The sequence below is a fragment of the Serratia sp. Je.1.23.a genome (genome assembly GCF_051129805.1).
Taxonomy (GTDB): Bacteria; Pseudomonadota; Gammaproteobacteria; order Enterobacterales; family Enterobacteriaceae; genus Serratia; species Serratia liquefaciens.
This window is the reverse complement of the sequence record NZ_JBCPSR010000001.1, coordinates 314,948-338,050: the sequence shown is the minus strand read 5'-3', so window position 1 is coordinate 338,050 and position 23,103 is coordinate 314,948. Positions and strand designations below refer to the sequence as shown.

The 23,103-nt window shown below is 55.1% G+C and carries 25 protein-coding genes; 16 read left to right on the top strand and 9 right to left on the bottom strand.

Going from position 1 to position 23,103, the window contains the following annotated elements; genetic code table 11:
- Window positions 1-11: 11 nt before the first annotated feature.
- Window positions 12-899 (top strand): amino acid ABC transporter permease, encoded by an 888-nt coding sequence (locus AAZT04_RS01665; protein ID WP_020825601.1) that lies wholly within the window; start codon window positions 12-14, stop codon window positions 897-899.
- A 9-nt stretch (window positions 900-908) separates the two neighbouring features.
- Complete coding sequence (locus AAZT04_RS01660; protein WP_115059657.1) at window positions 909-1,736, top strand: amino acid ABC transporter ATP-binding protein; 828 nt, start codon at window positions 909-911, stop codon at window positions 1,734-1,736.
- A 30-nt stretch (window positions 1,737-1,766) separates the two neighbouring features.
- On the opposite strand, the gene AAZT04_RS01655 is transcribed toward AAZT04_RS01660, so the two are convergent.
- Window positions 1,767-2,276: a VOC family protein gene (locus AAZT04_RS01655; RefSeq protein ID WP_115059659.1), complete on the bottom strand. Its 510-nt coding sequence runs from the start codon at window positions 2,274-2,276 to the stop codon at window positions 1,767-1,769.
- 166 nt (window positions 2,277-2,442) lie between these two features.
- On the opposite strand from AAZT04_RS01655, the gene AAZT04_RS01650 reads away from it, so the two are divergent.
- Window positions 2,443-2,922, top strand: a complete 480-nt coding sequence (locus AAZT04_RS01650; protein WP_041415242.1) for a cold-shock protein — start codon at window positions 2,443-2,445, stop codon at window positions 2,920-2,922.
- Window positions 2,923-3,009: 87 nt separating this feature from the next.
- Entirely contained in the window at window positions 3,010-3,171 is a 162-nt protein-coding gene (locus tag AAZT04_RS01645; RefSeq protein ID WP_334648052.1) for a YnfU family zinc-binding protein, read from the top strand.
- Window positions 3,172-3,176: 5 nt separating this feature from the next.
- Here the strand turns inward: AAZT04_RS01645 and AAZT04_RS01640 are convergent, their stop codons facing one another.
- The 3 genes from AAZT04_RS01640 to AAZT04_RS01630 form a co-directional block, all read right to left on the bottom strand.
- Entirely contained in the window at window positions 3,177-4,625 is a 1,449-nt protein-coding gene (locus AAZT04_RS01640; RefSeq protein ID WP_020825596.1) for a GGDEF domain-containing protein, read from the bottom strand.
- Between the two features lie 661 nt (window positions 4,626-5,286).
- Entirely contained in the window at window positions 5,287-5,838 is a 552-nt protein-coding gene (locus AAZT04_RS01635; protein ID WP_020825595.1) for a flavodoxin family protein, read from the bottom strand.
- Window positions 5,839-5,986: 148 nt separating this feature from the next.
- A complete protein-coding gene (locus AAZT04_RS01630) occupies window positions 5,987-6,880 on the bottom strand; it encodes a LysR family transcriptional regulator (protein ID WP_129940037.1) in 894 nt (297 codons plus the stop codon).
- Window positions 6,881-6,976: 96 nt separating this feature from the next.
- Here AAZT04_RS01630 and AAZT04_RS01625 point away from each other — a divergent pair, with 96 nt between their 5' ends.
- Both AAZT04_RS01625 and AAZT04_RS01620 read left to right on the top strand, forming a co-directional pair.
- Window positions 6,977-8,038, top strand: a complete 1,062-nt coding sequence (locus tag AAZT04_RS01625) for an aldo/keto reductase (RefSeq protein ID WP_337047124.1) — start codon at window positions 6,977-6,979, stop codon at window positions 8,036-8,038.
- Window positions 8,039-8,353: 315 nt separating this feature from the next.
- Window positions 8,354-8,515: a YnfU family zinc-binding protein gene (locus tag AAZT04_RS01620; protein ID WP_216641657.1), complete on the top strand. Its 162-nt coding sequence runs from the start codon at window positions 8,354-8,356 to the stop codon at window positions 8,513-8,515.
- A 50-nt stretch (window positions 8,516-8,565) separates the two neighbouring features.
- On the opposite strand, the gene AAZT04_RS01615 is transcribed toward AAZT04_RS01620, so the two are convergent.
- The 3 genes from AAZT04_RS01615 to AAZT04_RS01605 all read right to left on the bottom strand — a co-directional run bounded on the left by AAZT04_RS01615 (window position 8,566) and on the right by AAZT04_RS01605 (window position 12,615).
- Entirely contained in the window at window positions 8,566-9,930 is a 1,365-nt protein-coding gene (locus tag AAZT04_RS01615; protein ID WP_129983892.1) for an MFS transporter, read from the bottom strand.
- A 72-nt stretch (window positions 9,931-10,002) separates the two neighbouring features.
- Window positions 10,003-11,475, bottom strand: a complete 1,473-nt coding sequence (locus tag AAZT04_RS01610; RefSeq protein WP_242507274.1) for a 2-hydroxymuconic semialdehyde dehydrogenase — start codon at window positions 11,473-11,475, stop codon at window positions 10,003-10,005.
- Between the two features lie 150 nt (window positions 11,476-11,625).
- Window positions 11,626-12,615, bottom strand: a complete 990-nt coding sequence (locus AAZT04_RS01605) for a LysR substrate-binding domain-containing protein (RefSeq protein WP_020825590.1) — start codon at window positions 12,613-12,615, stop codon at window positions 11,626-11,628.
- A gap of 297 nt (window positions 12,616-12,912) precedes the next feature.
- Between AAZT04_RS01605 and AAZT04_RS01600 the strand changes: the two genes are divergently transcribed.
- From AAZT04_RS01600 to AAZT04_RS01570, 7 genes are read left to right on the top strand one after another with little or no spacing between them, the layout of a single operon-like run.
- The gene (locus AAZT04_RS01600; RefSeq protein WP_129940960.1) at window positions 12,913-13,683 is read left to right on the top strand and encodes a 2-keto-4-pentenoate hydratase; all 771 of its coding nucleotides are present in this window, start codon (window positions 12,913-12,915) and stop codon (window positions 13,681-13,683) included.
- Complete coding sequence (locus AAZT04_RS01595) at window positions 13,680-14,627, top strand: acetaldehyde dehydrogenase (acetylating) (protein WP_149573880.1); 948 nt, start codon at window positions 13,680-13,682, stop codon at window positions 14,625-14,627. Before AAZT04_RS01600 ends, AAZT04_RS01595 begins: the two co-directional genes overlap by 4 nt.
- Window positions 14,624-15,661: a 4-hydroxy-2-oxovalerate aldolase gene (gene dmpG, locus AAZT04_RS01590; protein WP_046374306.1), complete on the top strand. Its 1,038-nt coding sequence runs from the start codon at window positions 14,624-14,626 to the stop codon at window positions 15,659-15,661. The genes AAZT04_RS01595 and dmpG overlap by 4 nt, the downstream gene beginning before the upstream one ends.
- Window positions 15,658-16,440, top strand: a complete 783-nt coding sequence (locus AAZT04_RS01585; protein ID WP_115059672.1) for a 2-keto-4-pentenoate hydratase — start codon at window positions 15,658-15,660, stop codon at window positions 16,438-16,440. Before dmpG ends, AAZT04_RS01585 begins: the two co-directional genes overlap by 4 nt.
- A complete protein-coding gene (locus tag AAZT04_RS01580; RefSeq protein WP_020825585.1) occupies window positions 16,437-16,856 on the top strand; it encodes a RidA family protein in 420 nt (139 codons plus the stop codon). Before AAZT04_RS01585 ends, AAZT04_RS01580 begins: the two co-directional genes overlap by 4 nt.
- A 39-nt stretch (window positions 16,857-16,895) precedes the next feature.
- Entirely contained in the window at window positions 16,896-17,468 is a 573-nt protein-coding gene (locus AAZT04_RS01575; RefSeq protein WP_020825584.1) for a 3-hydroxyanthranilate 3,4-dioxygenase, read from the top strand.
- Window positions 17,465-18,460 (top strand): amidohydrolase family protein, encoded by a 996-nt coding sequence (locus tag AAZT04_RS01570; protein WP_020825583.1) that lies wholly within the window; start codon window positions 17,465-17,467, stop codon window positions 18,458-18,460. The genes AAZT04_RS01575 and AAZT04_RS01570 overlap by 4 nt, the downstream gene beginning before the upstream one ends.
- Before the next feature lie 62 nt (window positions 18,461-18,522).
- On the opposite strand, the gene AAZT04_RS01565 is transcribed toward AAZT04_RS01570, so the two are convergent.
- Both AAZT04_RS01565 and AAZT04_RS01560 read right to left on the bottom strand, forming a co-directional pair.
- On the bottom strand, window positions 18,523-18,849 hold the full coding sequence (locus AAZT04_RS01565) for a gamma-glutamylcyclotransferase family protein (RefSeq protein ID WP_041414293.1): 327 nt from the start codon (window positions 18,847-18,849) through the stop codon (window positions 18,523-18,525).
- A gap of 205 nt (window positions 18,850-19,054) precedes the next feature.
- Window positions 19,055-19,942: a LysR family transcriptional regulator gene (locus AAZT04_RS01560; protein WP_434678777.1), complete on the bottom strand. Its 888-nt coding sequence runs from the start codon at window positions 19,940-19,942 to the stop codon at window positions 19,055-19,057.
- A gap of 96 nt (window positions 19,943-20,038) precedes the next feature.
- On the opposite strand from AAZT04_RS01560, the gene AAZT04_RS01555 reads away from it, so the two are divergent.
- The 3 genes from AAZT04_RS01555 (at window position 20,039) to AAZT04_RS01545 (ending at window position 22,961) form a co-directional block, all read left to right on the top strand.
- The gene (locus tag AAZT04_RS01555; protein WP_149573877.1) at window positions 20,039-20,974 is read left to right on the top strand and encodes an NADP-dependent oxidoreductase; all 936 of its coding nucleotides are present in this window, start codon (window positions 20,039-20,041) and stop codon (window positions 20,972-20,974) included.
- 92 nt (window positions 20,975-21,066) lie between these two features.
- Window positions 21,067-22,056, top strand: coding sequence for a zinc-dependent alcohol dehydrogenase family protein (locus tag AAZT04_RS01550; protein ID WP_434678774.1), 990 nt, complete (start codon window positions 21,067-21,069; stop codon window positions 22,054-22,056).
- Window positions 22,057-22,097: 41 nt separating this feature from the next.
- Window positions 22,098-22,961: an SDR family NAD(P)-dependent oxidoreductase gene (locus AAZT04_RS01545; protein ID WP_149573875.1), complete on the top strand. Its 864-nt coding sequence runs from the start codon at window positions 22,098-22,100 to the stop codon at window positions 22,959-22,961.
- The last annotated feature ends 142 nt before the right edge of the window (window positions 22,962-23,103 follow it).

The window sequence follows — 23,103 nt, the reverse complement described above, 5'->3', positions numbered from 1 at the left end:
GGAGATCTGCAATGTCCAAACAAGAAGTGTTAAAAGTGGTTCCCGCACGCTACCCGCTACGGCTGGTGGGCGCGCTGTTTTCAGTCTTTATTCTGGCGGCCATCGTCCAGTCGGTGGCGGCTAACGAACGTTGGGAATGGGGCGTATTCGCCGAGTGGTTCTTTGCACCGGCGGTGTTGTCGGGGTTGGGGCAGACCTTGCTGCTGACGCTGCTTGGCACCCTGTTCAGCATCATCTTCGGCACCCTGCTGGCGCTGGCGCGGCTGTCACGCTCTTATCTGCTGGCCTCGCTGGCGTGGGGGTATATCTGGCTGTTCCGCTCACTGCCGCTGATTCTGGTGCTGATTATTTTGTATAACTTTTCATACCTGTACGATGCGATTTCGTTAGGTATTCCCTTTACTTCGGTGGTGTTCGCCAGCTATCCGACCATCGATATTCTCAGCCAGTTCTCCGTGGCGGTGCTGGGGCTGACGCTGGTGCAATCGGCCTATACCGCAGAAATCATCCGCGGTGGCATTCTCGGCGTGGAATACGGCCAGCATGAGGCCGCGGCGGCGCTTGGTCTGCCGGGTTATCGGCGCACCTTTCGTATCATTCTGCCGCAGGCGCTGCGCTCCATCGTTCCGACCGGTTTTAACGAAATCATCAGCCTGGCGAAAGGCACTTCCATCGTTTACGTATTGGCACTGCCTGAGCTGTTTTACACCATTCAGGTGATCTATAACCGCACTCAGCAGGTGATCCCACTGCTGATGGTCGCCACGATTTGGTACCTGTTCATCACCACCGCACTGTCGGTCATTCAGTATTACATTGAGCGCTATTTCGCCCGGGGCGCGGTCCGCGAACTGCCGCCAACGCCATGGCAGAAACTGGCCGGCTGGTTAAAACGTTAGGAGGATCCCATGTCCGAAGCCATTGATTATTATGCCCTGCGCGAAGCGCCGGTGCGCAACATTGTCCCGGTACCGGCCCGCGGCCTGATTGAGATCAGCAACGTGAGCAAATATTTCGGCAAGCATAAAGCGCTGGACGACGTCAGCCTGACGCTGCAGCCGGGAACCGTCACGGTCATTCTTGGTCCCTCAGGTTCCGGCAAGTCCACCCTGCTGCGGGCCATCAATCATCTCGAGCGCGTCGACGAAGGCTTTATCCGTATCGACGGCGACTACGTCGGCTACCGACGCAAGGGTGACAAGCTGTATGAGCTGAAAGAAAACGCCATTCTTAAGCAGCGCATCAACGTTGGCTACGTGTTCCAGAACTTCAACCTGTTCCCTCACCTGACGGTTCTGGAAAACATCGTTGAAGCGCCGGTGGTACATAAGATTTACTCGCGAACCCAGGCCAAAGAGGTCGCTTATCAACTGTTGGATACCGTCGGCCTGCGGCACAAGGCGGATGCCTACCCGCGTCACCTGTCCGGTGGTCAGCAACAGCGTATCGCCATTGCTCGTGCTCTGGCGCTGAATCCAAAGGTGATTTTGTTCGATGAACCGACTTCGGCGCTGGATCCTGAACTGGTTGGTGAAGTGTTGGACGTCATCAAAGGACTGGCGGATCTGGGAGTTACGCTGGTGGTGGTAACCCATGAAATTGGCTTTGCGCGCGAAGCGGCGGATCAGATTGTCTTTATGGTCGATGGGCAAATCGTCGAACAGGGGAATGCGCGACAGGTACTGAACCATCCGCAGCATCACCGCACCGTCAACTTTCTCAATAAGGTTCTGTAACTGCAGGGCGCCCAACGGCGCCCCGTTCTATCATGCCTGCGCGAAACGGCGTTTTTCGGCGACGAAATCCAGCGGTTTGATGCCGCGCTGGTTGCGATCTTCTTCTGTCTGCAACGCCGACGGAATAAACCAGGTCACTTCAAACAACAGCCCATCCGGATCGTGACCGTAAATGCTCTTGTGCACGCCATGGTCTTCCTCCAGCCCAAGAATGCCCCGCTGCGCCAATTGATCGCGAATGCGCTCCAGTTCTTCCAGGCTATCGACTTCCCAGGCCAGATGATACAACCCGGCCGGAGGTTCGTTTTCCGCCGGCGGCTCGCCGTTGGCGCGAAAAACACCGGCCCGCTGCTGCCCCAGGTTCTTGCTGAACAGCGCCAAATCGTGATCATTATCCGAATCGGCCGCCTGGGTAAACACCGCTTTATCGGGGCTGCCTGAAGGTTTGAGCTTGAATCCCAGCACCTGATGATAAAAGTCAGCACTTTGCTGCACGTCACTGACATACAACACCGCGTGGTTAAGCCGTTTAATTCCCATCGATTTTCCCTTTCAGAAATGAATAAAGTCAGGCTGAAAATAGCATGCGGCCACCACGCGGCTAAATGCCGTTATCGCATTATCAAATGCCGGGCACGCAATCTGTCACTGCAAGGCATTCCGCGCTATCATAAGCACTGTATTGAACGACTTTATGAGAATGATGATGAACGGCAAGATAACGACTTTTTTTGAAGACAAAGGCTTCGGCTTTATTACCGATGAGAACGGGGAAAATCGTTATTTTCACGTGATTAAAGTGCAAAACCCGGAGCTGATTAAGAAAAACGCGGCGGTGACTTTCGAACCGACCAACAACACCAAAGGCCCGTCGGCATTTGCGGTCAAGGTGCTGGCGTCGAGCAAGTACATCATCATCGCCAACGAAAGAATCAAAATCACCAGCATCAAATCCTTCAATACTTTCACCAAGGAAGTGCCGGTGAAAGCGGACGTGGATAAAGAAAATACCGTGCTGTCGGTTGGCCTGCTGATGAACCGCATCCGCCCGCAGTCTGAGGACGCGTCCCAGACCATGCAAACGCTGCGCATGCTGACCATCACCACCTTCCAGAACGACACCCATACCTTCTCCGAGCACGAGATCGACATGGACGAAACGCTGAAAGTGCTTAAAAGCCTGTAATCCCTTTCCAGGCGTATAAAAAACATTCAAAGCAATTTGATATCACCTGTGTTAGCGTGGGTTTTCACCTGACACAGGCCATTTATTATGTCTGATACCAGCAGTGTTAAAGGTTTAATCAACCGCTCAACCCAAATCGCCTGCCCGAAATGCGCCTATGTGACGACTCAAAAGTGCTCGATGCTGCGGCAAAAAGTCATGCTGATCTGCCCAAACTGCGGCACCGAGTTTGAACCCAAGCAGAACTGACGCCTTTATTTAAACAGAATGTGGTCCACGCTGTTGCCACTGATCACATTAAACGACTCCACCCTGTTACGCCCCTGCGACTTGGCGCGATAAAGCGCGATATCTGCCATATTCATCAGCTGTTCCAGCGATTTCACCTCATTCATCGCCAGATTGGCGACGCCAACGCTGATAGTGATTTTTAGCGGAACCTTGCCACCAGGATACAACTCGGTTTTTTGCACCAATTGCCGTAAATGCTCCGCCAACGCCACACCCTGTGCCGCCAGCGCGCGCGGCAACATAATGGCAAACTCTTCTCCACCCAAGCGACCAAACAGTTGATCGTGGCGCAGCTCGCGCCTAATGATATGGGCGAACGAAGCCAATACCTGATCGCCGGCCAAATGGCCGTGGGTATCATTGATCTGTTTAAAGTGATCAATATCGATCAACAGCAGCGACACCGCTTCTTTCGATTTATATTTGTGCTCCAGCATTTCACCGGCCTTACGCGTCAGTGCATTACGCGCCAAGACGCCAGTAAGGAAATCATGATTGGCACTGTGTTCCAGGCGCCGCAGCAACTTACGGTTAACCGCGATTGAGCTGGAAAGGATCAGCGGCCCCATGACTAACATGGCAATGCCCAGACGGGCTGACATCAGCGTATCGAGGTAGGCATTATGATTGTTCGGCGTTTCATACAGCATCAGGTTAGCCGAAATGCTGCTGATCTCGGTCATGCCGGTTAGCAATGTCAGCAGCGTCACGGTGAACAACTGATAGCGGACCGCGCACCACAGCAACGCAGGGATCGGAAAAGCAATCGCCCCCGGCCCGCCGATATACACGCTAAATACCAGTGAAAACAGCAGCGCCAATAGCGGCATACTGGCACGCAGCTGCCAATTGATCTGTAGGCGCAGCAGTTGTTTCAGCCGTGGGGCGGCCAGCAATACCGGCAGCAACAGCAGGTTGGTCGAGAACTGTTCGCTGAACCACGCCAGCCAGGCGATAATCGCCGTGTTGTTGTACAGGCTGTCATTGCGCAGTATCGACAGTGTCGATGCCACTGCCGCACCGCTCAGGCTGGCAGTAAACATATAGAGGATCGCCTGAGGTTTGCCCATCCGGCGCTGCGACTGCGGCAACAGCAGCATCACACCGTAACCGGTAGCAATCAGGGACATATTGCAGGCATTCAACCACAGCGCCAGCGACAGGCTTTCACCGTTGGTCAAATCGGCGGCGATCATCCCCAGATAGGTGATCAACCACCCCGCAGGGCTGGCATAGGCGGGCTTGCGTAATAATAGACCGAGTAAAATCGCATTCACCGGCCAAAACAGAGAAAGCGAACCTATTGGACGTGTAAAAATACCCAGCAGGGAAAGTAAATAGGCCAGCAGAAAAAGCGTGATCAACTGGATAGCGACCGGCAACCCCTGTTTGGCGTTTATTCTGGCGTTCATCGCCTTACCCATATATTTATAATAACCAGAGCAATACTATGCATATTCCCTCGCCCGACATGATGAGGAGGACATAACAATCAGAGTTAAACTTAAAAAATACAGGCAGATCAGTAACAAAGATACATTCATTTTTAATTAACGGAATGCTCTTAACGCCACCGCTCACCGGTATCCTTCAATGCGAAACGGATTTTCGCCCGCCAGAAAATAATGTTCAAGGTTATCTAACAGCATAGCGTAAACCACCAGCCATCAGCACAGCGACAAAACCATAATAATAAGATGGGTATTTTAAGCGCAGCTCAAGCCGTGCTGTCGGTTATTATTTTCCAGCAAGTCGTAACTCTGTGCATTCATAAAAAAAGCCCGCGCAATGCGGGCTCGCTTGAAGAGCAGCTAATTGACAGTTACGACACGATCATTGCATGACCCTGTTGCCGCTCATTGTATCGCCGGAAGCTTAAGCCCACCTTAGCAACAAAAAACCCGGCCTAGGAACCGGGAATATTTGTACGAAATGCAGTGTTAGCCCAAGCAGGCTAATAACGCACACTAATTTACGCCCCAATTGTGTAGAAAAAATGAGCGCCCCAAAGCGTGCGTATGAATAAAAGCGTACCTGGCTAATCTCTCCCCTGCGCGTGCAAAGGGATAATGCTTAAGCCAATTTGGCGGCAAATGCCGCAACGCGCTGGCCGTACAGCGTAGCCGTTTCCAGATCGCCCGACAGCATTTCATCCACGCCGGCGTCTGCTGGGGTCTGCACCAGCAGCCCAACGGACCCGCCGAGGTTGTTCACATCGGTACGTTGCGCCGCCTTGGTATTGGCAGGCATCAGCCCCAGACTGACCCACAGACCACCATGCTGAGAGGCCAGCGTTTGCAGCGCGATCAGCGTCACCTGCTTGTCGCCGTTCAGGCTGGCGCTGTTAGTGAAGCCACCAAAAACCTTGTCCTGCCATTTGCGGGTAAACCAGGCTTTTGAACTGGCATCGGCGAATTTTTTGAATTGCCAGGACGGGCCCCCCATATAGGTCGGCGAACCAAAGATAATGGCATCCGCCTCATCCAGTTTTTGCCAGGCTTCATCGCTGATATTGCCTTCCTGATCGATAGCGATCAGTTCAGCTTCGGCACCTTGCGCAACCACGTTTGCCAAACGTTCGGTGTGGCCGTAGCCGGAGTGAAAAATTACCACTGTCTTCGCCATTAGAAACTCCCTGATCGTTGTATAAGGATGCCGATGGCACCCGGGGATACTCTGATCCAATCTAATCAACTGTCTCCAGGGTGAATACCAAATTTATCTGACAGAGTTATTCAAAAAAACCGGATACTCGTCAGCTCACCACCACCAGCTAGCCCTGCTGCCGGGCGAAGTCAATAAACACACGCAGCGGCCGCGGCATTTGCCGATTAGCGGGATAATAAAGGTAAAATCCGGGGAAAGGCGGCGTCCAGCCCGTGAGCAACGAAAGCAACCGGCCGTCCCTCAGGGCCTCAGCCACCTGGCTCTCGAACAAGTAGGCAATCCCCAGCCCATCCATAGCAGCACGCACCAGAACCTGCGCTTCATCCACGATCAAGGGCCCCTCCACTGCAATCTCCAGCTTTTCGCCACCGCGCTCGAACTCCCAGCGATAGAGACTGCCGTTGGTCGGCCAGCGAGTATTTAGGCAACGATGCTGCCGTAGCGCCTCCGGCGTCTGTGGTACGCCGTAACGAGCCAGATATGTCGGCGAGGCGACCACGCACATGCGTTGCTCGCCTCCCAGCGCAACCGCCACCATGTCTTTTTCCAGCCGCTCATGTAAACGTACGCCCGCGTCGAAACCGGCGGCAACAATATCCACCAGCCGATCGTCCACGCTTAGATCCACCACAATATCGGGATAATGTGCATTGAACGGCGCTAACAACGGGGCCAGATAATAAATCGCCGCCAAACCGGACGCGTTAAGGCGTAGCGTCCCCGCCGGTTGTAAACGCAGCGCAGCCGTCTGGGTGACGGCGGCCTCAATCTCCGCCAATGCTGGCGAAAGGCGCGCTAACAGCTGCTCCCCCGCTTGGGTGAGGGCCAGGCTGCGAGTGGTACGATTCAACAGCCGAACACCAAGCCGGGTCTCCAGATTACGCTGAGTCTGGCTGAGTGCGGAAGCGGACATACCCAGTTGCGCTGCGGCACGGGCAAAACCGCCATGTTCCACAATGGCAGCAAAAGCGCGCAGCTCTGCAAAGTCACTTCCTCTCATTATGCCTCCTGCGCTTAATAATTCATGAAGATTATAGCGTATTCAGTCAGAGTATCGCGGGGCCTATTCTGGGGAAAAACCACAGAGGAATGCACGATGCATACATCACTGGCCCTAAACCACTACCGTCTACTGGGCCGTTCCGGCCTGCGCGTCTCGCCGCTGGCACTCGGCACCATGACCTTCGGCACCGACTGGGGCTGGGGGGCGGAACAGGCGGAGGCCCGCCGTTTGTTTGACGTTTACGTCGAGCGCGGCGGCAATTTCATCGATACCGCCAACCGCTACACCGAAGGCAGCGCCGAGCGTTTTGTCGGGGAGTTCGCCGCCAGACGCCGCGATCGGTTGGTAATCGCCACCAAATACACGCTGCCCATGCAACCTGATAATCCCAACTCCGGTGGCAACCATCGCAAGAGTATGGTGCGCTCAGTGGAAGACAGCCTGCAGCGCCTGAATACCGATTATATCGACCTGCTGTATCTGCACGCCTGGGACTTCACTACTCCGGTAGAAGAGATCATGCGCGCCATGGATGACCTGGTGCGCGCCGGCAAGGTGCTGTACCTGGCCGTTTCGGATCTCCCCGCCTGGCAGGCCGCCAGAATGCAGACGCTGGCGGATTTACGTGGCTGGTCACCGCTGATTGGCCTGCAGATCGAATACAGCCTGCTGGAACGCACCGTAGAGCGTGAGCTGATCCCGATGGCACAGGAAATGGGCCTCGGTGTGATCCCTTGGTCACCGCTGTCCGGCGGTATCTTGAGCGGTAAATACAGCCGACGTGATTTGCAGCCCATGGGGGAAGAGAACGGGACAAGACGCGCAATGGTACGCAATAAGGGTATGCTGACCGAACGCAATCTTGTGATTGCCGAACAGGTACAGGCGCTGGCCGACGAATCCGGCTTCAGCGCTTCGCAAGTGGCCCTGGCCTGGACGCTGCGTAACCCGGCGGTGACCGCCCCCATTATTGGCGCACGTACGCTGGCGCAATTGGAAGATAATCTGGGGGCATTAGACGTCCGGCTCACAGAAGAGCAATGGCAACGGCTGGAAACTGCCAGTGCCATCGAGCTCGGTTTCCCCCATGATTTTCTGGCGTTGCAGGCCACGCGCGACATTATGTTTGGCGGGCAAATGATTGAGCGCAGGTAAAAAAAATCCCGCACAAGGCGGGATAAACTTAACAGGGATGGGGTAATACACTACAGGGAATGGATAACACACAACATCATCGGGTAGCTGTTAAATTACCAGCCACAATGTATAGAACTGTCATGCCTGCGTAAGGTTGCTCCGACAGATGTAACCTCGGATGGAAATGTGACATTTTTACTGCGGCGCCGCTTGTTCATCGGCGCCAAAGTCCCGGCACCGCCCTCGCAGAAATGATTAATAAACAATCAATAAAGGGCTATTAACCCCGAGCAATGCTAAACTGAGGCTCCTTACATCTACCCGGTGAAAGATATGTCTATCTTTGATGCCCTTAAGATGTTCAGCGACTCATCAGTAAAAGTGACCTGCCCGAAATGCGCTCACGTATCTGAACAAAACAGTCGCAAAATGCGTAAAAACATCACCATGATCTGCCCTAAATGCGGGCACTATTTCCTTCCTGACGACAAGTAACGCCTTTCTCTTTCTCTGCTGCAGTGTCAAACGCAAACGCAAGCGTAACGTCACTGTTTATCCGGCAAGCGAGCCAACAGCAGTTCTCGCCGCCGTCCGCTGAAATACTTCAGCATCAGCGCCAGGCAAACCAACCAGGCAGGGATCAGCAACAGGCTAAAAATGGCCGCGGCGGGATACTGGTAACGCAGCAGTTCCGCACCGGCGAGCACGCCGAATATAGCGCCAAAACGCCCTACCCCATACATGCTGCCCACCCCGGTGGCGCGGCAACTGGTGGGATAATAGGAAGCAGACAGTGACGCCAGCGCAGACTGCCCGCCACCGGAAGCAAATCCCATAAAGAACACCAGTGAACCTAACAGCAGTGTATGAGTGACGTTACCAACCGCCAGGCCCACGCCATAGGCCAATACCCCGGCGGCCAGATAGGTCAGCGCCAGGACCTTATTGGGTTCACGGCGATCCATCACCCAACCTATCACTATTGACCCCACCCCACCGCCTAACGGGAACAGCGCACTGATATGGGAAAATTGCAGCACCGACAACCCCGCCTCTTTTAGCAGCAGCGGCATCCAGCTAACGATCATGTAAAACACCAGCATGCTCATAAAACAGCTCAGCCACAGCAACCCTGTGACGGTGCGATGCGGAGAAGTCAGAATGGCACGGATAGCGGAATGTCCGTCGGCTATTTTTTCCGCAATGACGAAGTGCTCAGCCCGCTCGGTCCCTTCCTTCTTTATGCGCTGTAAAACGGCGCGAATACGGGCGCTGGGATAGCCCTTAAGTACCATATAACGCACCGATTCGGGCAATAACCAAGGTAAGGCTACGCACAGCAGGATAGGCACCACGCCCCCTACCACCAACACTGAACGCCAGCCAAATGAAGGGATAAGGTAACCGGCCAGCAGGCCACCGACGGCCGCACCCAACGGGAAACCACACAGCATGGCACTGACAATCATGGTGCGCCGTTTGCTGGGGCAGTATTCGGACAGCAGCGTGATGCTATTGGGCATCGCAGCCCCTAACCCTAATCCGGTAATAAAACGCAGCAGGGTCAATGATCCTATCGAAGTTGACCAGGCGGTTGCCAGACTGAACACCCCAAACAACAATACGGAATAGATCACCGCCGGTTTGCGGCCCACCCTGTCTGCCAGCGGCCCGGACAGCAGCGAACCAAACGCCAGGCCAAACAACGCCGCGCTCATGGCGGGCCCCAGTTCGGCTTTCTGCACTCCCCATTCGTCCAGCAGTGAAGGGGCCACGTAGGCAATCGCAGCCATGTCGTAACCGTCCATGAAAATCACCAAAAAACACAGCAGCAACAGTAGCCATTGGAACGGGGAAAATCGCGATTGATCGATAAAGGCTTCAATATCCAGAGATGCACCATGAGACATGAGGTCAGGCTCCTGTCAGCGAAGAGGGGGGACTCTGCGGGCTGCCACGGGCTGGCGGCAGCCGGTGAGCGATTATAGTTTTATGCAGACATTGCTGATTTCAGAGTAAAAGTCCAAAGAGTGACGCCCGCCCTCGCGCCCCATGCCGGACAGTTTGCTGCCGCCAAACGGGGTGCGTAGATCGCGGGCATACCAGCTGTTAACCCAGACGATGCCGGTATGAACACGCCGAGCCAGGCGATGCGCCCGCCCGACCTGACTGGTCCATAACGCGCAGGCCAGACCATATTGGCTGTCGTTGACCCGCGCCAGCACTTCCTCTTCGTTATCGAAAGGCGATATGTGACATACCGGTCCAAAAATCTCTTCGCGCACGCAGCGTGCGTCGTCGCCCAGGCCGGTCCAAATGGTTGGGCGGATCCAGGAGCCGTTATCGCGCTCGTCACCGAATACCGGTACCTCACCGCCGGTGATCAGGGTGGCTCCTTCGCTACGCGCCAGCGCGAAATAGGAAAGCACTTTATCCCGGTGCTTTTGTGACACCAGCGGACCGAGATCCACGCCCTCCTCATCGGGATAACCTATTTTCAAGGCTTCGGCCCGTTCTTTTAATGCCGCGACGAAACGATCGAAGATCGGGCGCTCGACATAAACCCGTTCAGAGCACAAACACACTTGCCCAGTGTTGAAAAATGAGGAGCGTGCTACGCCAGCGACCGCCGCCTCAAAGTCAGCATCGGCAAACACCACCGCGGCATTTTTCCCGCCCAATTCGAAAGAGACTTCTTTTACGCCATCCGCCACCGCTTTCATGATGGCGCTGCCCGTACGAGATTCGCCGGTAAAGGAAACGGCGGCAATCTCCGGCTGGCGGGTAAGATATTCCCCCGCAGAACCCGGTCCGAAACCGTGGATCAGATTAAATACCCCGGCAGGCAAACCGGCCTCATGCATCACTTGCGCCAGCAGCGTTGCCGAAGAGGGGGTTTCTTCCGACGGTTTGCACACCACGGTGTTACCCATGGCCAACGCTGGCCCGAGTTTCCAGGTCAGCAGCAGCAGCGGCAAATTCCAGGGAGAAATTACGGCCACCACCCCTAGCGGTTTGCGGACCGTATAGTTGAACAGCAGGCCACCATCGGCCTGTGGCGTTTCGCAGCATTCATTGACCGAGGTTGCAGCCAGATCGGCGAAGGTACGGAAGTTGGCAATGGCGCGGGGAACGTCCAGCGTACGCGCCAGACTCTCGGGGCGTCCAGTGTCCGCCACTTCTGCCGCGACAAATTCGTCAAAACGGGCTTCGATACCCTCGGCCACCCGGTGCAATAGCGCCACACGTTCCGGCACGCTCAGTTGCCCCCAGGGCCCGGAGAGTGCGGCATGGGCGGCCTTGACCGCTGCCGCTACCTGCGCTTCCCCCGCTTCGGCAACTCGCGAAACGAGGTGTCCATCAACGGGGCTGATATTGTCGAACTGCCGGATCCCATCGACAAACTGGCCGTCGATATACAAGGGTAAATCCGGCGCGGATTGATAAATTGCCACGGCACTGTTCCTCCTGAGTCACAAAGCGGCACGAAGAAACCTGCCATTGGCGTCTGAAAGCAACGCCGTTGGAGAGGAGCTTCGACCGGGTATCGTTACGCAGTGTAGGGAGCCGTAGAAATAAGGTGAAAATGAATAAAGCGGGCTTTGCTATGCCGTTTGGTTATAGCCAGGCAACGCATTGTCTTCCTGAACCGCCAATTTCAGGCATTCAATCAGTTGCCTGCTCGCCGGCGTCAAAGGCTTATCTTCACGGATGGAAAACCCGACCTCGGTGGAAGGGCCCACGTCGCCAAGCGGCAGTTGGAACAGCAGACCGGCCGCAATAAAGCGCCGCGCCGCGGCGGTCGGCATCAGGCCAAGGAATGAAGAATCCACCAGCAGGTTGACGTTGGTCAGCAGCGACAATGACTCCACGATATTTTCAGGGGCCGGCAGCCCGGACTCCTTGAAGAATTGATCGGCCACACGCCGGGCCGGCGAGTCGAGCGGCGGCAGGATCCACGGCCATGACGCAAGGTGTTGAAGGTTAAGATTGGCTTCTTGCACCAGCGGATGGCGGCTGCCGGCCACCACGCAAAGGCTGTTGCAATATAATGCCCGGTGACTCAGCGCCATGCGTGCAGTCAGAGGCGCATCGGGCTCGGGCAAACGCCCTACCACCACATCCAGCTCACCGGTTGCTAATGCAGGAAATAAGTAATCCTGCGGCCCTTCCCGTACGGTGACCAGAATTTTGGGTGCTCGCTCTTTCAGCAACAAGATGGCGCGCGGCAACAAACGGGCGCTGGCCGAGATCTGCGTTCCCACCACAACATGGCCGGTAACGCCGCCCTTGAAGGTGTTCAGCTCATCGGTCAGGTAGCGCAGCTCGGCAATCACCGATTTAACCCGCTCTCCCAGCAAGACACCACAGTCCGTTGGGGTCACGCCCCGATTATTACGATCGAACAGGAGGGTATCCAGCTGTTGTTCCAGTTCACGGATCGCTTTGGTCACGGCGGGCTGGGTCAGATTCAGCTCCCGAGCAGCACGCGCAATCGACTGATTGCGTAATACCCGGTCAAAAATCAGCAGTGGACGCAGCTTGAGCCGGTTCAGGATCATATCGCTAACGTTAAAAGGGGAACGTTCATTCATTGTCGTTTACTCCCAAAAATCGTCTGGCCCAGGCACCAAGTCTGGCGACTATGGCATAACTTTAAGGAATAGCAAAAGCCACTTTATTCATTTTTCGCTTATTGGCCAGCTGATTAGACTGCCCTGTATCCACTCTCGCCGGCTGGCTGAATCGTGGTCGCCAACGCTCTCTTTCTTCAAGGGCATGACTCACGACAATACCCAGCCGCAGGGAAAACGGCCACGTTCACGCGTGGCGCATAACAGGAGAGTCATGTGTCAAATTCACTGAAGCCTGAACACCATGAAGCGGCCAAAATGCTCAGGCAGGCCGCCGAGAGTGGCCACCCCTGCGCGCCGGTTCGCCACCTGGTGGGTTCACAGGATATCGATGCCGCCTATGCCATACAGCGGGTCAATAACCAAGAGCGGATCCAAAAGGGACACCGACCGGTGGGCAGCAAAATCGGGCTGACGTCGGCGGCGGTACAGCGCCAACTGGGGGTCAATCAACCGGATTTCGGCCAGCTGTTCGCCGACATGGCGCTGTGTGACGGTGAAGAGATTGCCGCCGGTCGGCTGATTCAGCCCAAGGTGGAAGCCGAGATCGCCTTGGTACTTGAACGGGATCTGCCCCATGAAAAAAACACGCTCGCCGACCTGATCCGCGCTACCGCCTATCTGCTGCCCGCTCTCGAAGTGGTTGATAGCCGCATCGCCGGCTGGGATATCTCGCTGGCGGACACCATTGCCGATAACGCCTCCTGCGGTCTGTTCGTGCTGGGTAATCGCCCGGTGCTGTTGAAGGACGTCGATCTGCTGGGCTGCGGCATGGTGCTGGAGCGGGCTGGCGAACCGGTTTCGGTGGGTGCCGGAGCGGCCTGTCTGGGCAATCCGCTGCTTGCCGCCTTGTGGTTGGCGGACACGCTGGCGCAACGCGGCAACGCATTGCGAGCCGGCGATATCATCCTCACTGGCGCATTGGGGCCGATGGTAGCGGCCTGCGCTGGGGATGTGTTTAGCGCCCGCATTGAGGGCCTCGGTCAGGTCAGCGGCCGCTTCGCCCCTGCCGCAGGAGGTGATCAATGAGCAACTCAGCGCAAATTGCCGCTGCAATCATCGGTTCGGGCAACATCGGCACCGATCTGATGATTAAGATCCTGCGCCACGGTCAGCACCTGAAAATGGCTGCGATGGTCGGAATCGATCCTGCCTCCGACGGCCTGGCCCGTGCGAATCGGCTGGGCGTGGCGACGACGTCCGAAGGCATTGATGGCCTGCTCGCGCTGCCCGATTTCAGCGAAATCAAAGTGGTTTTTGACGCCACTTCGGCCGGGGCGCACGCGCACCACAATAAGTTGTTGCAACAGTACGGTGTACGGGTAATCGACCTGACTCCGGCAGCCATCGGCCCCTACATAGTGCCGGTAGTCAACCTGGCAACTCAGGGCGACGCCCCCAATCTGAATATGGTCACCTGCGGCGGACAAGCCACCATTCCGATGGTGGCCGCCGTCGCCGCCGTCACCGATGTTTACTATGCCGAGATCGTCGCGTCGGTCTCCAGCCGTTCTGCCGGGCCCGGCACTCGCGCAAACATCGACGAATTTACCGAAACCACCGCGCTGGCACTGCAAAGCGTAGGCGGCGCAAGGCGCGGCAAGGCCATCATTATCCTCAACCCGGCCGAACCGCCCTTGATGATGCGCGATACCGTTTTCTGCCTGACGCCACCGAGCGATCGGCAAGCAATCACCGAAGCGGTGGTTGCCATGGTCGCCAAAGTGCAAGAGTACGTTCCCGGCTATCGGCTCAAGCAGGAAGTCCAGTTTGAAACCATCGCCCCGGCCGATGCGCACCTTTACCCGGATCTGGGGCCGCAGGGTGGCCTGAAAGTCTCCATCTTCCTGGAGGTCGAAGGGGCCGCTCACTATTTACCGGCCTACGCCGGCAACCTCGACATCATGACGTCAGCCGCACTGGCCTGCGGTGAGCATATCGCAAGGCGTTTGCTGCAAGGTCAGGGAGCATGAAGATGAAAAAACTCTATATCTCCGACGTCACTCTGCGTGACGGTTCCCACGCGGTACGCCACCGTTACTCGCTGCCACAGGTCAGACAAATCGCCACCGCGTTGGATCGCGCTGGGGTCGACTCGATCGAAGTGGCCCACGGTGATGGGCTATCCGGCTCCAGCTTCAACTACGGCTTCGGCGCGCACAGCGACGTCGAGTGGATTGCCGCTGCCGCAGAGTCGGTCAGCCATGCCCGGATCGCGACGCTGCTGTTGCCGGGTATCGGTACCGTTCACGATTTGCGTAATGCCTATGATGCCGGCGCACGGGTAGTGCGCGTCGCCACTCACTGCATCGAAGCGGATATTTCGCGCCAACACATTAGCTATGCGCGTGAGCTGGGGATGGATACCGTCGGTTTTCTGATGATGTCCCACATGGCTGAACCCAAACATCTGGCACAGCAGGCGAAACTGATGGAGTCCTACGGGGCCACCTGCGTGTACGTGGTCGATTCTGGCGGCGCCATGCTGATGCAGGATATCCGCGATCGCTTCCGTGCTCTGCGCGAGGTGCTCGATGAAAACACGGAAATTGGCATGCACGCTCACCATAATTTAGCGCTTGGGGTCGCCAACTCGATTGTCGCAGTGGAGGAAGGCTGTCAGCGGGTCGACGCTTCGCTGGCCGGTCAGGGCGCCGGTGCCGGCAATGCGCCGCTTGAGGTCTTTATCGCCACCGCCGAACGTTTGGGCTGGAACCACGGTTGCGACCTGCTGCAACTGATGGACGCGGCAGACGATCTGGTGCGTCCATTGCAGGATCGTCCGGTACGCGTCGATCGAGAGAGCCTGTCGCTGGGGTATGCCGGCGTCTACTCCAGTTTTCTGCGCCATGCCGAAAAGGCGGCGGAACAGTATCAACTTAAAACCGCCGATATCTTATTGGAGGTCGGCCGTCGGCGAATGGTCGGCGGCCAGGAAGATATGATCGTTGACGTCGCCCTGGATTTGCTGGCCCAGCGAAACAGGCTTCAGGAGAACATTGCATGAGCAAAATCATGGATCTTACCGCACTGGCCACTCAGCTAGACCAGGCCACACTCAGCCAGCAAGCCACCGCACAGTTAACCGGACAGCTGGCTCTGGATCTTCCCAAGGCCTATCGAATTCAGGCTGAAGGGATCCGGCTGCGCGAGCAGCGTGGAGAGCGTCGCGTCGGCCTGAAGCTGGGTTTCACCAGCCGCGCCAAAATGCAGCAGATGGGCGTTGACCATCTTATTTGGGGAGAACTGACCGATGCCATGCAGATTGAAGAAGGAGGAACACTGGATCTGCGCGAGTTGATCCACCCGCGCGTGGAACCTGAACTCTGTTTTATCACCGGCAAAGAGATCAATGGCCCGCTGTCCCTGGCCGAAGCCGGCCGGGTGCTTGAAGGGGTATGCCCTGCGCTGGAGATTATCGATTCCCGTTACCGCGATTTCCGCTTCACCCTTGAGGACGTGATTGCCGACAACTGCTCATCCGCCAAATTCGTCGTGGGGGCCTTGCAGAACCCGCAGCGCGCCATCGATAACCTTGGTGTGGTGATGAACTTTCATGGGCGTCCGGTGCAGGTTGGCAGCACCGCAGCTATTCTTGGGCATCCATTGCGTGCACTGATACAGATCGCCAGCCTGCTGCATCAACAAGAACGTGTACTGCCTGCCGGTTCGGTGATCCTCGCTGGCGCGGCAACCGCAGCAGAAACTTTACGCCCCGGGCTACATGTCAGCGTCGATATTTCCGGCTTTGGGCGAACGGCATTTCATACCGAGGGCCAGCTATGACTAACCAGGCTGTGGTTGTTAAGGGAAAAGCCGCCCCGCGCGGACGTTTTCCACACGTGAAACGGGCGGGCGACTTTCTGTTTGTCTCCGGCACCAGTGCCAGATTGCCGGACAACAGTATTGCCGGGGCCGAAGCCGATGCCATGGGTGCAACCCGCCTGGCTATCGACGTTCAGACTCGCGCGGTGCTCGATAATATTCGCGACATCCTGCGCAGTGTCGGAGCCGACCTGAATGATGTTGTCGAGATCAGCGCTTTTCTCGTCAATATGAACGATTTTGCTGGCTATAACGCGGTTTATGCCGACTATTTTGACTACGACGGCCCAACCCGCACCACCGTGGCGGTGCATCAACTGCCCCACCCGCACTTGTTAATTGAAATCAAGGCCATCGCCTATAAGCCCCAAAAATAACCTGTGCATATCCTCTGCCCTACGAATCGGAGAATAACAATGTCTAACTTCAAATATGGATTTCCGCTCAACTTCAATACTTGGCTAGACAGTAACGCGCATCGGCTCAAGCCCCCGGTCAATAACCAACAGATCTGGCAGGACAGCGATTACATGGTCACCGTCGTCGGCGGGCCGAACCAGCGCACCGATTTTCACGATAACCCGGTAGAGGAGTTCTTCTACCAGTTTAAAGGGAATGCCTATCTGAACATCTGGGATGACGGCCGTTACGACCGCATCGACCTGCGTGAAGGGGACATTTTCCTGATGGCACCCCATGTGCTTCATTCTCCTCAACGCCCGGAAGAGGGCAGCCTTTGCCTGGTGCTGGAACGGATGCGCCCGGAAAATGAGCCGGACGCCATACAGTGGTCATGCGCGGCCTGCGGCAACCTGATCAAAAGATATGAAATGAACCTCAAGAGCATCGTGGCGGATCTCCCCCCGGTTTATGAACAATTTTATGCAACCAGCGATGAAGAACGCCGCTGCAGCCAGTGCGGCGAGATCCACCCAAGCCGCGATGCACAAACCTGGCATCGCACACTGAAGGCAACAGAAAACCGATGAAAATAGATATCCACTCGCATTTTTTCCCTAAAATCAGCCAACAAGAGGCTGCCAGGCTGGATGTTGAGCGGGCTCCCTGGTTGGCAACCCACGGGCGCGAAGGCCAGATCATGCTCAATGATAAGCCTTTCCGGCCGGTCTATGACGCCCTGTGGGATGCCGAACGCCGCCTGGAACAGCTGGATGAACAGCAGATCGATATTCAGATCATGTGCGCCACGCCGGTCATGTTTGCCTATGACGTCGCTCTCGATCGCGCCCTGCCCTGGGTCCAATTGATGAACGATCGGGCGCTGGAGATGGCGTCTGCCAACCCGCGACGGCTGAAGGTGCTGGCGCAGGTTCCCCTGCAGGACAGCGAAGCCGCCTGCCGCGAAGCCAGCCGGGCAAAAGAGTGTGGTCATATTGGCGTGCAAATAGGTAATCACGTGGGGGCAAAGGATCTGGATCATGAATCGCTGATCGTCTTTCTGACCCACTGCGCCCACGAGGGTATCCCGGTGCTGGTACATCCCTGGGATATGATGGGCGGCGCGGAGCGTATGAAGAAATGGATGCTGCCCTGGCTGGTGGCAATGCCGGCGGAAACGCAATTGGCGATCCTCTCTTTGATCCTCTCAGGCGCCTTCGAACGCTTGCCGCGCAGCCTGAAACTCTGCTTTGCCCACGGGGGCGGCAGCTTTGCTTACCTGATGGGGAGGGTCGATAACGCCTGGGAGCAGCGCGATATCGTGCGTGAAGATTGCCCGCATAAACCGTCAAGCTATCTGGATCGCTTCTCCGTCGACTCCGCGGTGTTCGATCCACGGGCGCTAGAGCTTCTGGTGGATACCCTGGGTGCGGAACGGGTCATGCTGGGCTCCGATGCTCCCTTCCCGCTGGGGGAACAACAGATCGGCCATTTGGTCAGCAGCTCTGCCTTGCCGGAGAAAAGTAAGCGTCAGATTTTGGGTGAGAACGCGCAGTCGTTTTTCTGTTTGCCGAACCGGTAATCGCCGCATTTCGGGAACGAGATGGCTCGTTCCCGAGCTAAATATTAGCAACGGCAGCGGCGTTATTGCTTCAGCATGTAGATAAACGAATCGACGACGTCGCCACTTGCCGTAGTCACACTGACGGCCACCCGCTCATACCCTTCTCCCTCAAATTCATCGAGAGTTTGCCAGTGGGCGGCAAGATTGTCGGAACGAAACAGAAAACCCTGAACCCGGCTGCCGCTGTTATCCAGCACGATGCCCGGATAGCCCATTTCGGCGCCCCACCCTGCATTCAGCAGCGTTCCTCCCACACTGCCCTCTTCCCAACTCCCGCCGATACTTTCCATGATGTGCGCGTTTGGCCGCCCTGGCCCTAACGTCCCGTAAACAAACAAACTCAACATGTTATGTCCTGCATTCTGATGATTTGCTACAGAAACTAGCACAGCGTCGGCAGCCAACATAGTCGTTAGCCGGGTAATTAAATGGATTTTCGAGCCAGGGACTGGAGGACAGCGTTGCAGGCGGTTCAATGGCTGCTTGCACGCTTAAGTGCAGCCATCATTCACAGCTTACCCGACAGGATCGCCGGTTTTGTTTTTCGCACCGTTAATGATGAATACTGCTTTCCTGTGAAAATGTTTCCTTCAATAAATCAATAAAGGCTCTTAATCTTCCGGTGACATAGCGTCTACTCGGATAGAGGCACCATAAAATCAGCTCTGGCTGTTCACTTACCCCCAGGTGAAGCAACCTGCCGGCTTTGATGTCATCGGCGACCAAAGCTTCCGGTAGCAGTGCGGAACCGACTCCCGAAATGAGGGTGGAACGGGTGATAAACGGAGAGGAGATATATAACTCCGTGTTCACATTGAAATGTCGTGGTTCCCCCTCCAAAACGGTACTAATTTGATTCGGTTTCCAGTGCGTTCCAATACTGATGAGAGGAAGTTCTGTGAGCGGGTCTCCCAAAGCCAGTTGTTCCCTATATTGCGGTGACGCAACAAATATTAATGTCTCTTTGAATATTTTTATACCTATCATCTCTTCATCCGCCATCGGATTTACACGAATAACGGCATCGAAACCTTCTCGAATAGGATCAACCAATCTGCTGTCAGCAATAAGTTCAAGTTCGACCAAGGGGTAAAGCTCTCTATAACGAGCAGCCAGTTTACCCAAGGTATCAAATGCAATAACGGGAGGAACGCTAATCCGTAATTTTCCTGAGGGGCTACCGGTCTGTTCCATCATGTCAGTTTTGATGTCGTTGAGCTCGTTAACCAAAGGCTTTATCCGTTCGAATAGCAGGGTTCCTTCGGCGGTCAAGGTGAAACCGGTATTCGTACGTTCAAACAAGCGCGTTTGCAGTTCATCTTCCAACTGACGGATCCGCCGTGAAATAGAGGCTTTAGGCGTCATCGTTGCGCGACTTGCCGCGCTGAAGCTGCCGTGTGTAATCACACTTATGAAGTCCTGCAATGCATTCATATTCATGAGCTGTCTCATTTTTGGTCCGCGGCGTCCATAATTTAGCATCTTATTAATTATTATTGGTACGGATATAGTGAAAAAATAGCTTAGGAGATCAACATGAATCAGCAATTAGCAGCAGTTATGTATAGTTATGGCGCTGAGGGCACGATCAAAATTCAGCCCATCAACAGGCCCCAAGTCTCACCGGGCAAGGTCATTGTGGAGATCGTCGCCGCAGGGGTTAATCCATTAGACTGGAAACTGCGTGATGGCCTGCTTAAGCATATATTCCCATTAACTTTTCCCTGTATTTTGGGTGGCGAGTTCGCAGGAAAGATTGTTGAAGTGGGGGCTGGCGTCACCACCTTCAACGTCGGCGATCGCGTGATAGGGAAGCCTGTGAACCGCGGGGCATTTGCCGAAACGATAGAAATTGAGCCGGAACTGTTAATCCCCATTCCCGATGATCTGGACGAAACCGTCGCAGCAACCCTGCCGGTTGCCGGCTCGACGGCGTGGACGGGGTTATTTGATATCGGGGAATTAACGGCTGGGCAAACCGTATTGATCCAGGGTGCGGCTGGCGGAGTAGGCTCTTTGGCTATTCCTTTGGCTCATCGCGCAGGGGCAAAGGTCATCGCTACGGCTTCGCAAAAAAACAGAGATTATGTCAAGTCATTGGGTGCCACAGATGTCGTTGACTATAACGACGCTCATGCCTTATCGATGATAAAGGGAGTTGACCTCGTTCTTGACTTGGTCGGTGGAGGTTCCCTGGAAGCACTCTGGAACACTCTGGCGCCAAACGGTCGAATTGTAAGTTCAGTTGCCGTTGATATCGCAGAAAAAACACCTGACAGCCAACCAGGAAAAGGGACATTTTTTCAAATGAAATTTGACCCTGCCAAATTGAATTCTATTGCGAAAGAGATTGCCAAAGGTGAGATTCCCTTCACGCCTCCGCGAGTATTTTATTTAAAGGATACTTCGTTAGCGCTGGACTCCGTCAAGAGCGGAGGATACCGGGGGAAAACCGTGATACGCATGAAATAATGGAACAGGCATAAAATTACACTTATTTTTGTGTCAAAAACTCCAGTCATAAATTCGTATTAGTTTACGTGTTTTATATAAAGGGGAACAAAATGGCGCGGGTTATCCAGTTTGATCGTGTCGGTGAACCAGATGTATTAAAAATTGTGGACGTGGCTCTCCCTGCCTTAGCCGCCGATGAAGTCAGTATTAAGGTGAAAGCTATCGGTTTAAATCGGGCGGAGGCGCTACTGCGTCGCGGTAAGTATGCATTTCCTCCGGTATTTCCGCAGCGAATGGGCTATGAAGCGGCCGGGATTATCGAGGCCGTTGGTGCACAAGTGCAAGGCCTTATCCCTGGCGACGCGGTGAGTGTTATCCCTTCACTGGCTATGGATCGGTGGCCCACCTATGGTGAAACTATTCACTACCCAGCCCGTTACGTGGTTAAGCATCCGGAAAATTTATCCTGGGAGCAAGCGGCCTCGGCGTGGATGCAGTACATCACGGCATATGGGGCACTGGTTGACGTTGCAGAAGTGACCTCTGACGACTATGTCATGGTCACTGCCGCTTCCAGTAGTGTTGGTATCGCCGCGATTCAAATTGCCAACATGCTTGGCGCTCGGGTGATAGCAACCTCAAGAACCGAATCCAAACGCCAGGCGTTACTCGATATCGGTGCATCATGGGTTGTCACTTCCCAGGGTGAGAAAAGCGTAGCTGAAGTTAAAGAAATCACCGGCGATAGGCCGCCGCGAGTTATCTTCGATTGTATTGGGGGGGAAGGTGTGCCCACGCTATGCGAGATCTTGGCGCCCGGAGGCACGCTGATAGAGTACGGCAATCTGAGCGGTGAAAACACCCCTTTCCCGGCAAGTTTGGCGATCCCGAAAGGCCTGACGATCAGGGGATTTGCTTACAGCGAAATTGTAGGAAATGCGGCGCGCCTCGCCAACGCTAAAACCTTTATTTTGGCGGCGCTTAGTCGTGGTGAATTAAAGCCGGTTATAGCGAAATCCTTTGTGTTTGATCAGATAGTTGCGGCACATCAATATCTAGAAGCGAACGCCCAGCTAGGCAAAATTGTTGTCACCGTTTAAGCGAAGATGAAGGCCCTGGCCCTTGTCATCAGGAGCAAATAATGCAAACAGAAAAAGATGTCATCGCCGTTATTACAGGATCAAGCAAGGGAATAGGTAAGGGAATAGCAAAGGAACTGGGACGGCAAGGTGCGATTGTCTATGTTACGGGTCGTGACCAGGAGTCAGTCGAAAAGGTGGTCAGTGAAATAACCCACGCGGGGGGGCAAGGAGTAGCGGTTGTTTGCGATATGTCTGACGATGCACAGATAGCACGCCTATTTAAACAGGTGGAGCAGAAGCACGGTTATCTCAATATCCTCGTCAATAATGCCACCACGCTTAACAGCCAAATGGGAGTGAAACCCTTTTGGGAAGCCACCATCCATCTTGCCGATATACTGGATGTTGGTTTACGTTCTCATCATGTTGCGACTTGGCATGCGGCGCGCTTGCTGCTTGCCGGTGGGCGCGGATTAATCGTCAACGTATCTTTCTATGCCGATGCGAAAGTACATGATCCAGCCTATTACGCTTCAAAGGCAGGCCTGGATAAATTGGCCGCTTCCTACGCCGAGCACTTCGCCCCCTTTAACGTTTCCGCCGTATCCCTATGGCCAGGTTTCGTAGCCACAGAGACGATGGTTGAGCTTGCCAACTCAGACCCGAAAACGCGCGCGCTCCGTGACACATTAGGATTTGAGAGCCCTGAATTCTGTGGACGCGTGGTTTGGGCGCTATTTAGCGACCCTAACTTAAAGGCCTTATCCGGCAGTACATTACTGACGGCTGAAGTGGGTGAGCATTATAATATAATCGATAACAATGGGCATATACCAAAATCCTTACGTCAATTATATGGTAACCCTCCCGCTGAGCACGATATCATGAATAAGCAGGCGAGCACTGAGAATAAGAAGATGTGAGCGTAATGCGGGGGGATAATAACGTCGTTAGCATGCTGCTTAAGCACTCTTTATTTTTATTCAGGCCACAACTATTACTCCCCCAGCCCAGGGTTTAGCCACCACCATCAGCGAGCCATTGAATACGCGGCCCGGTGTGTAA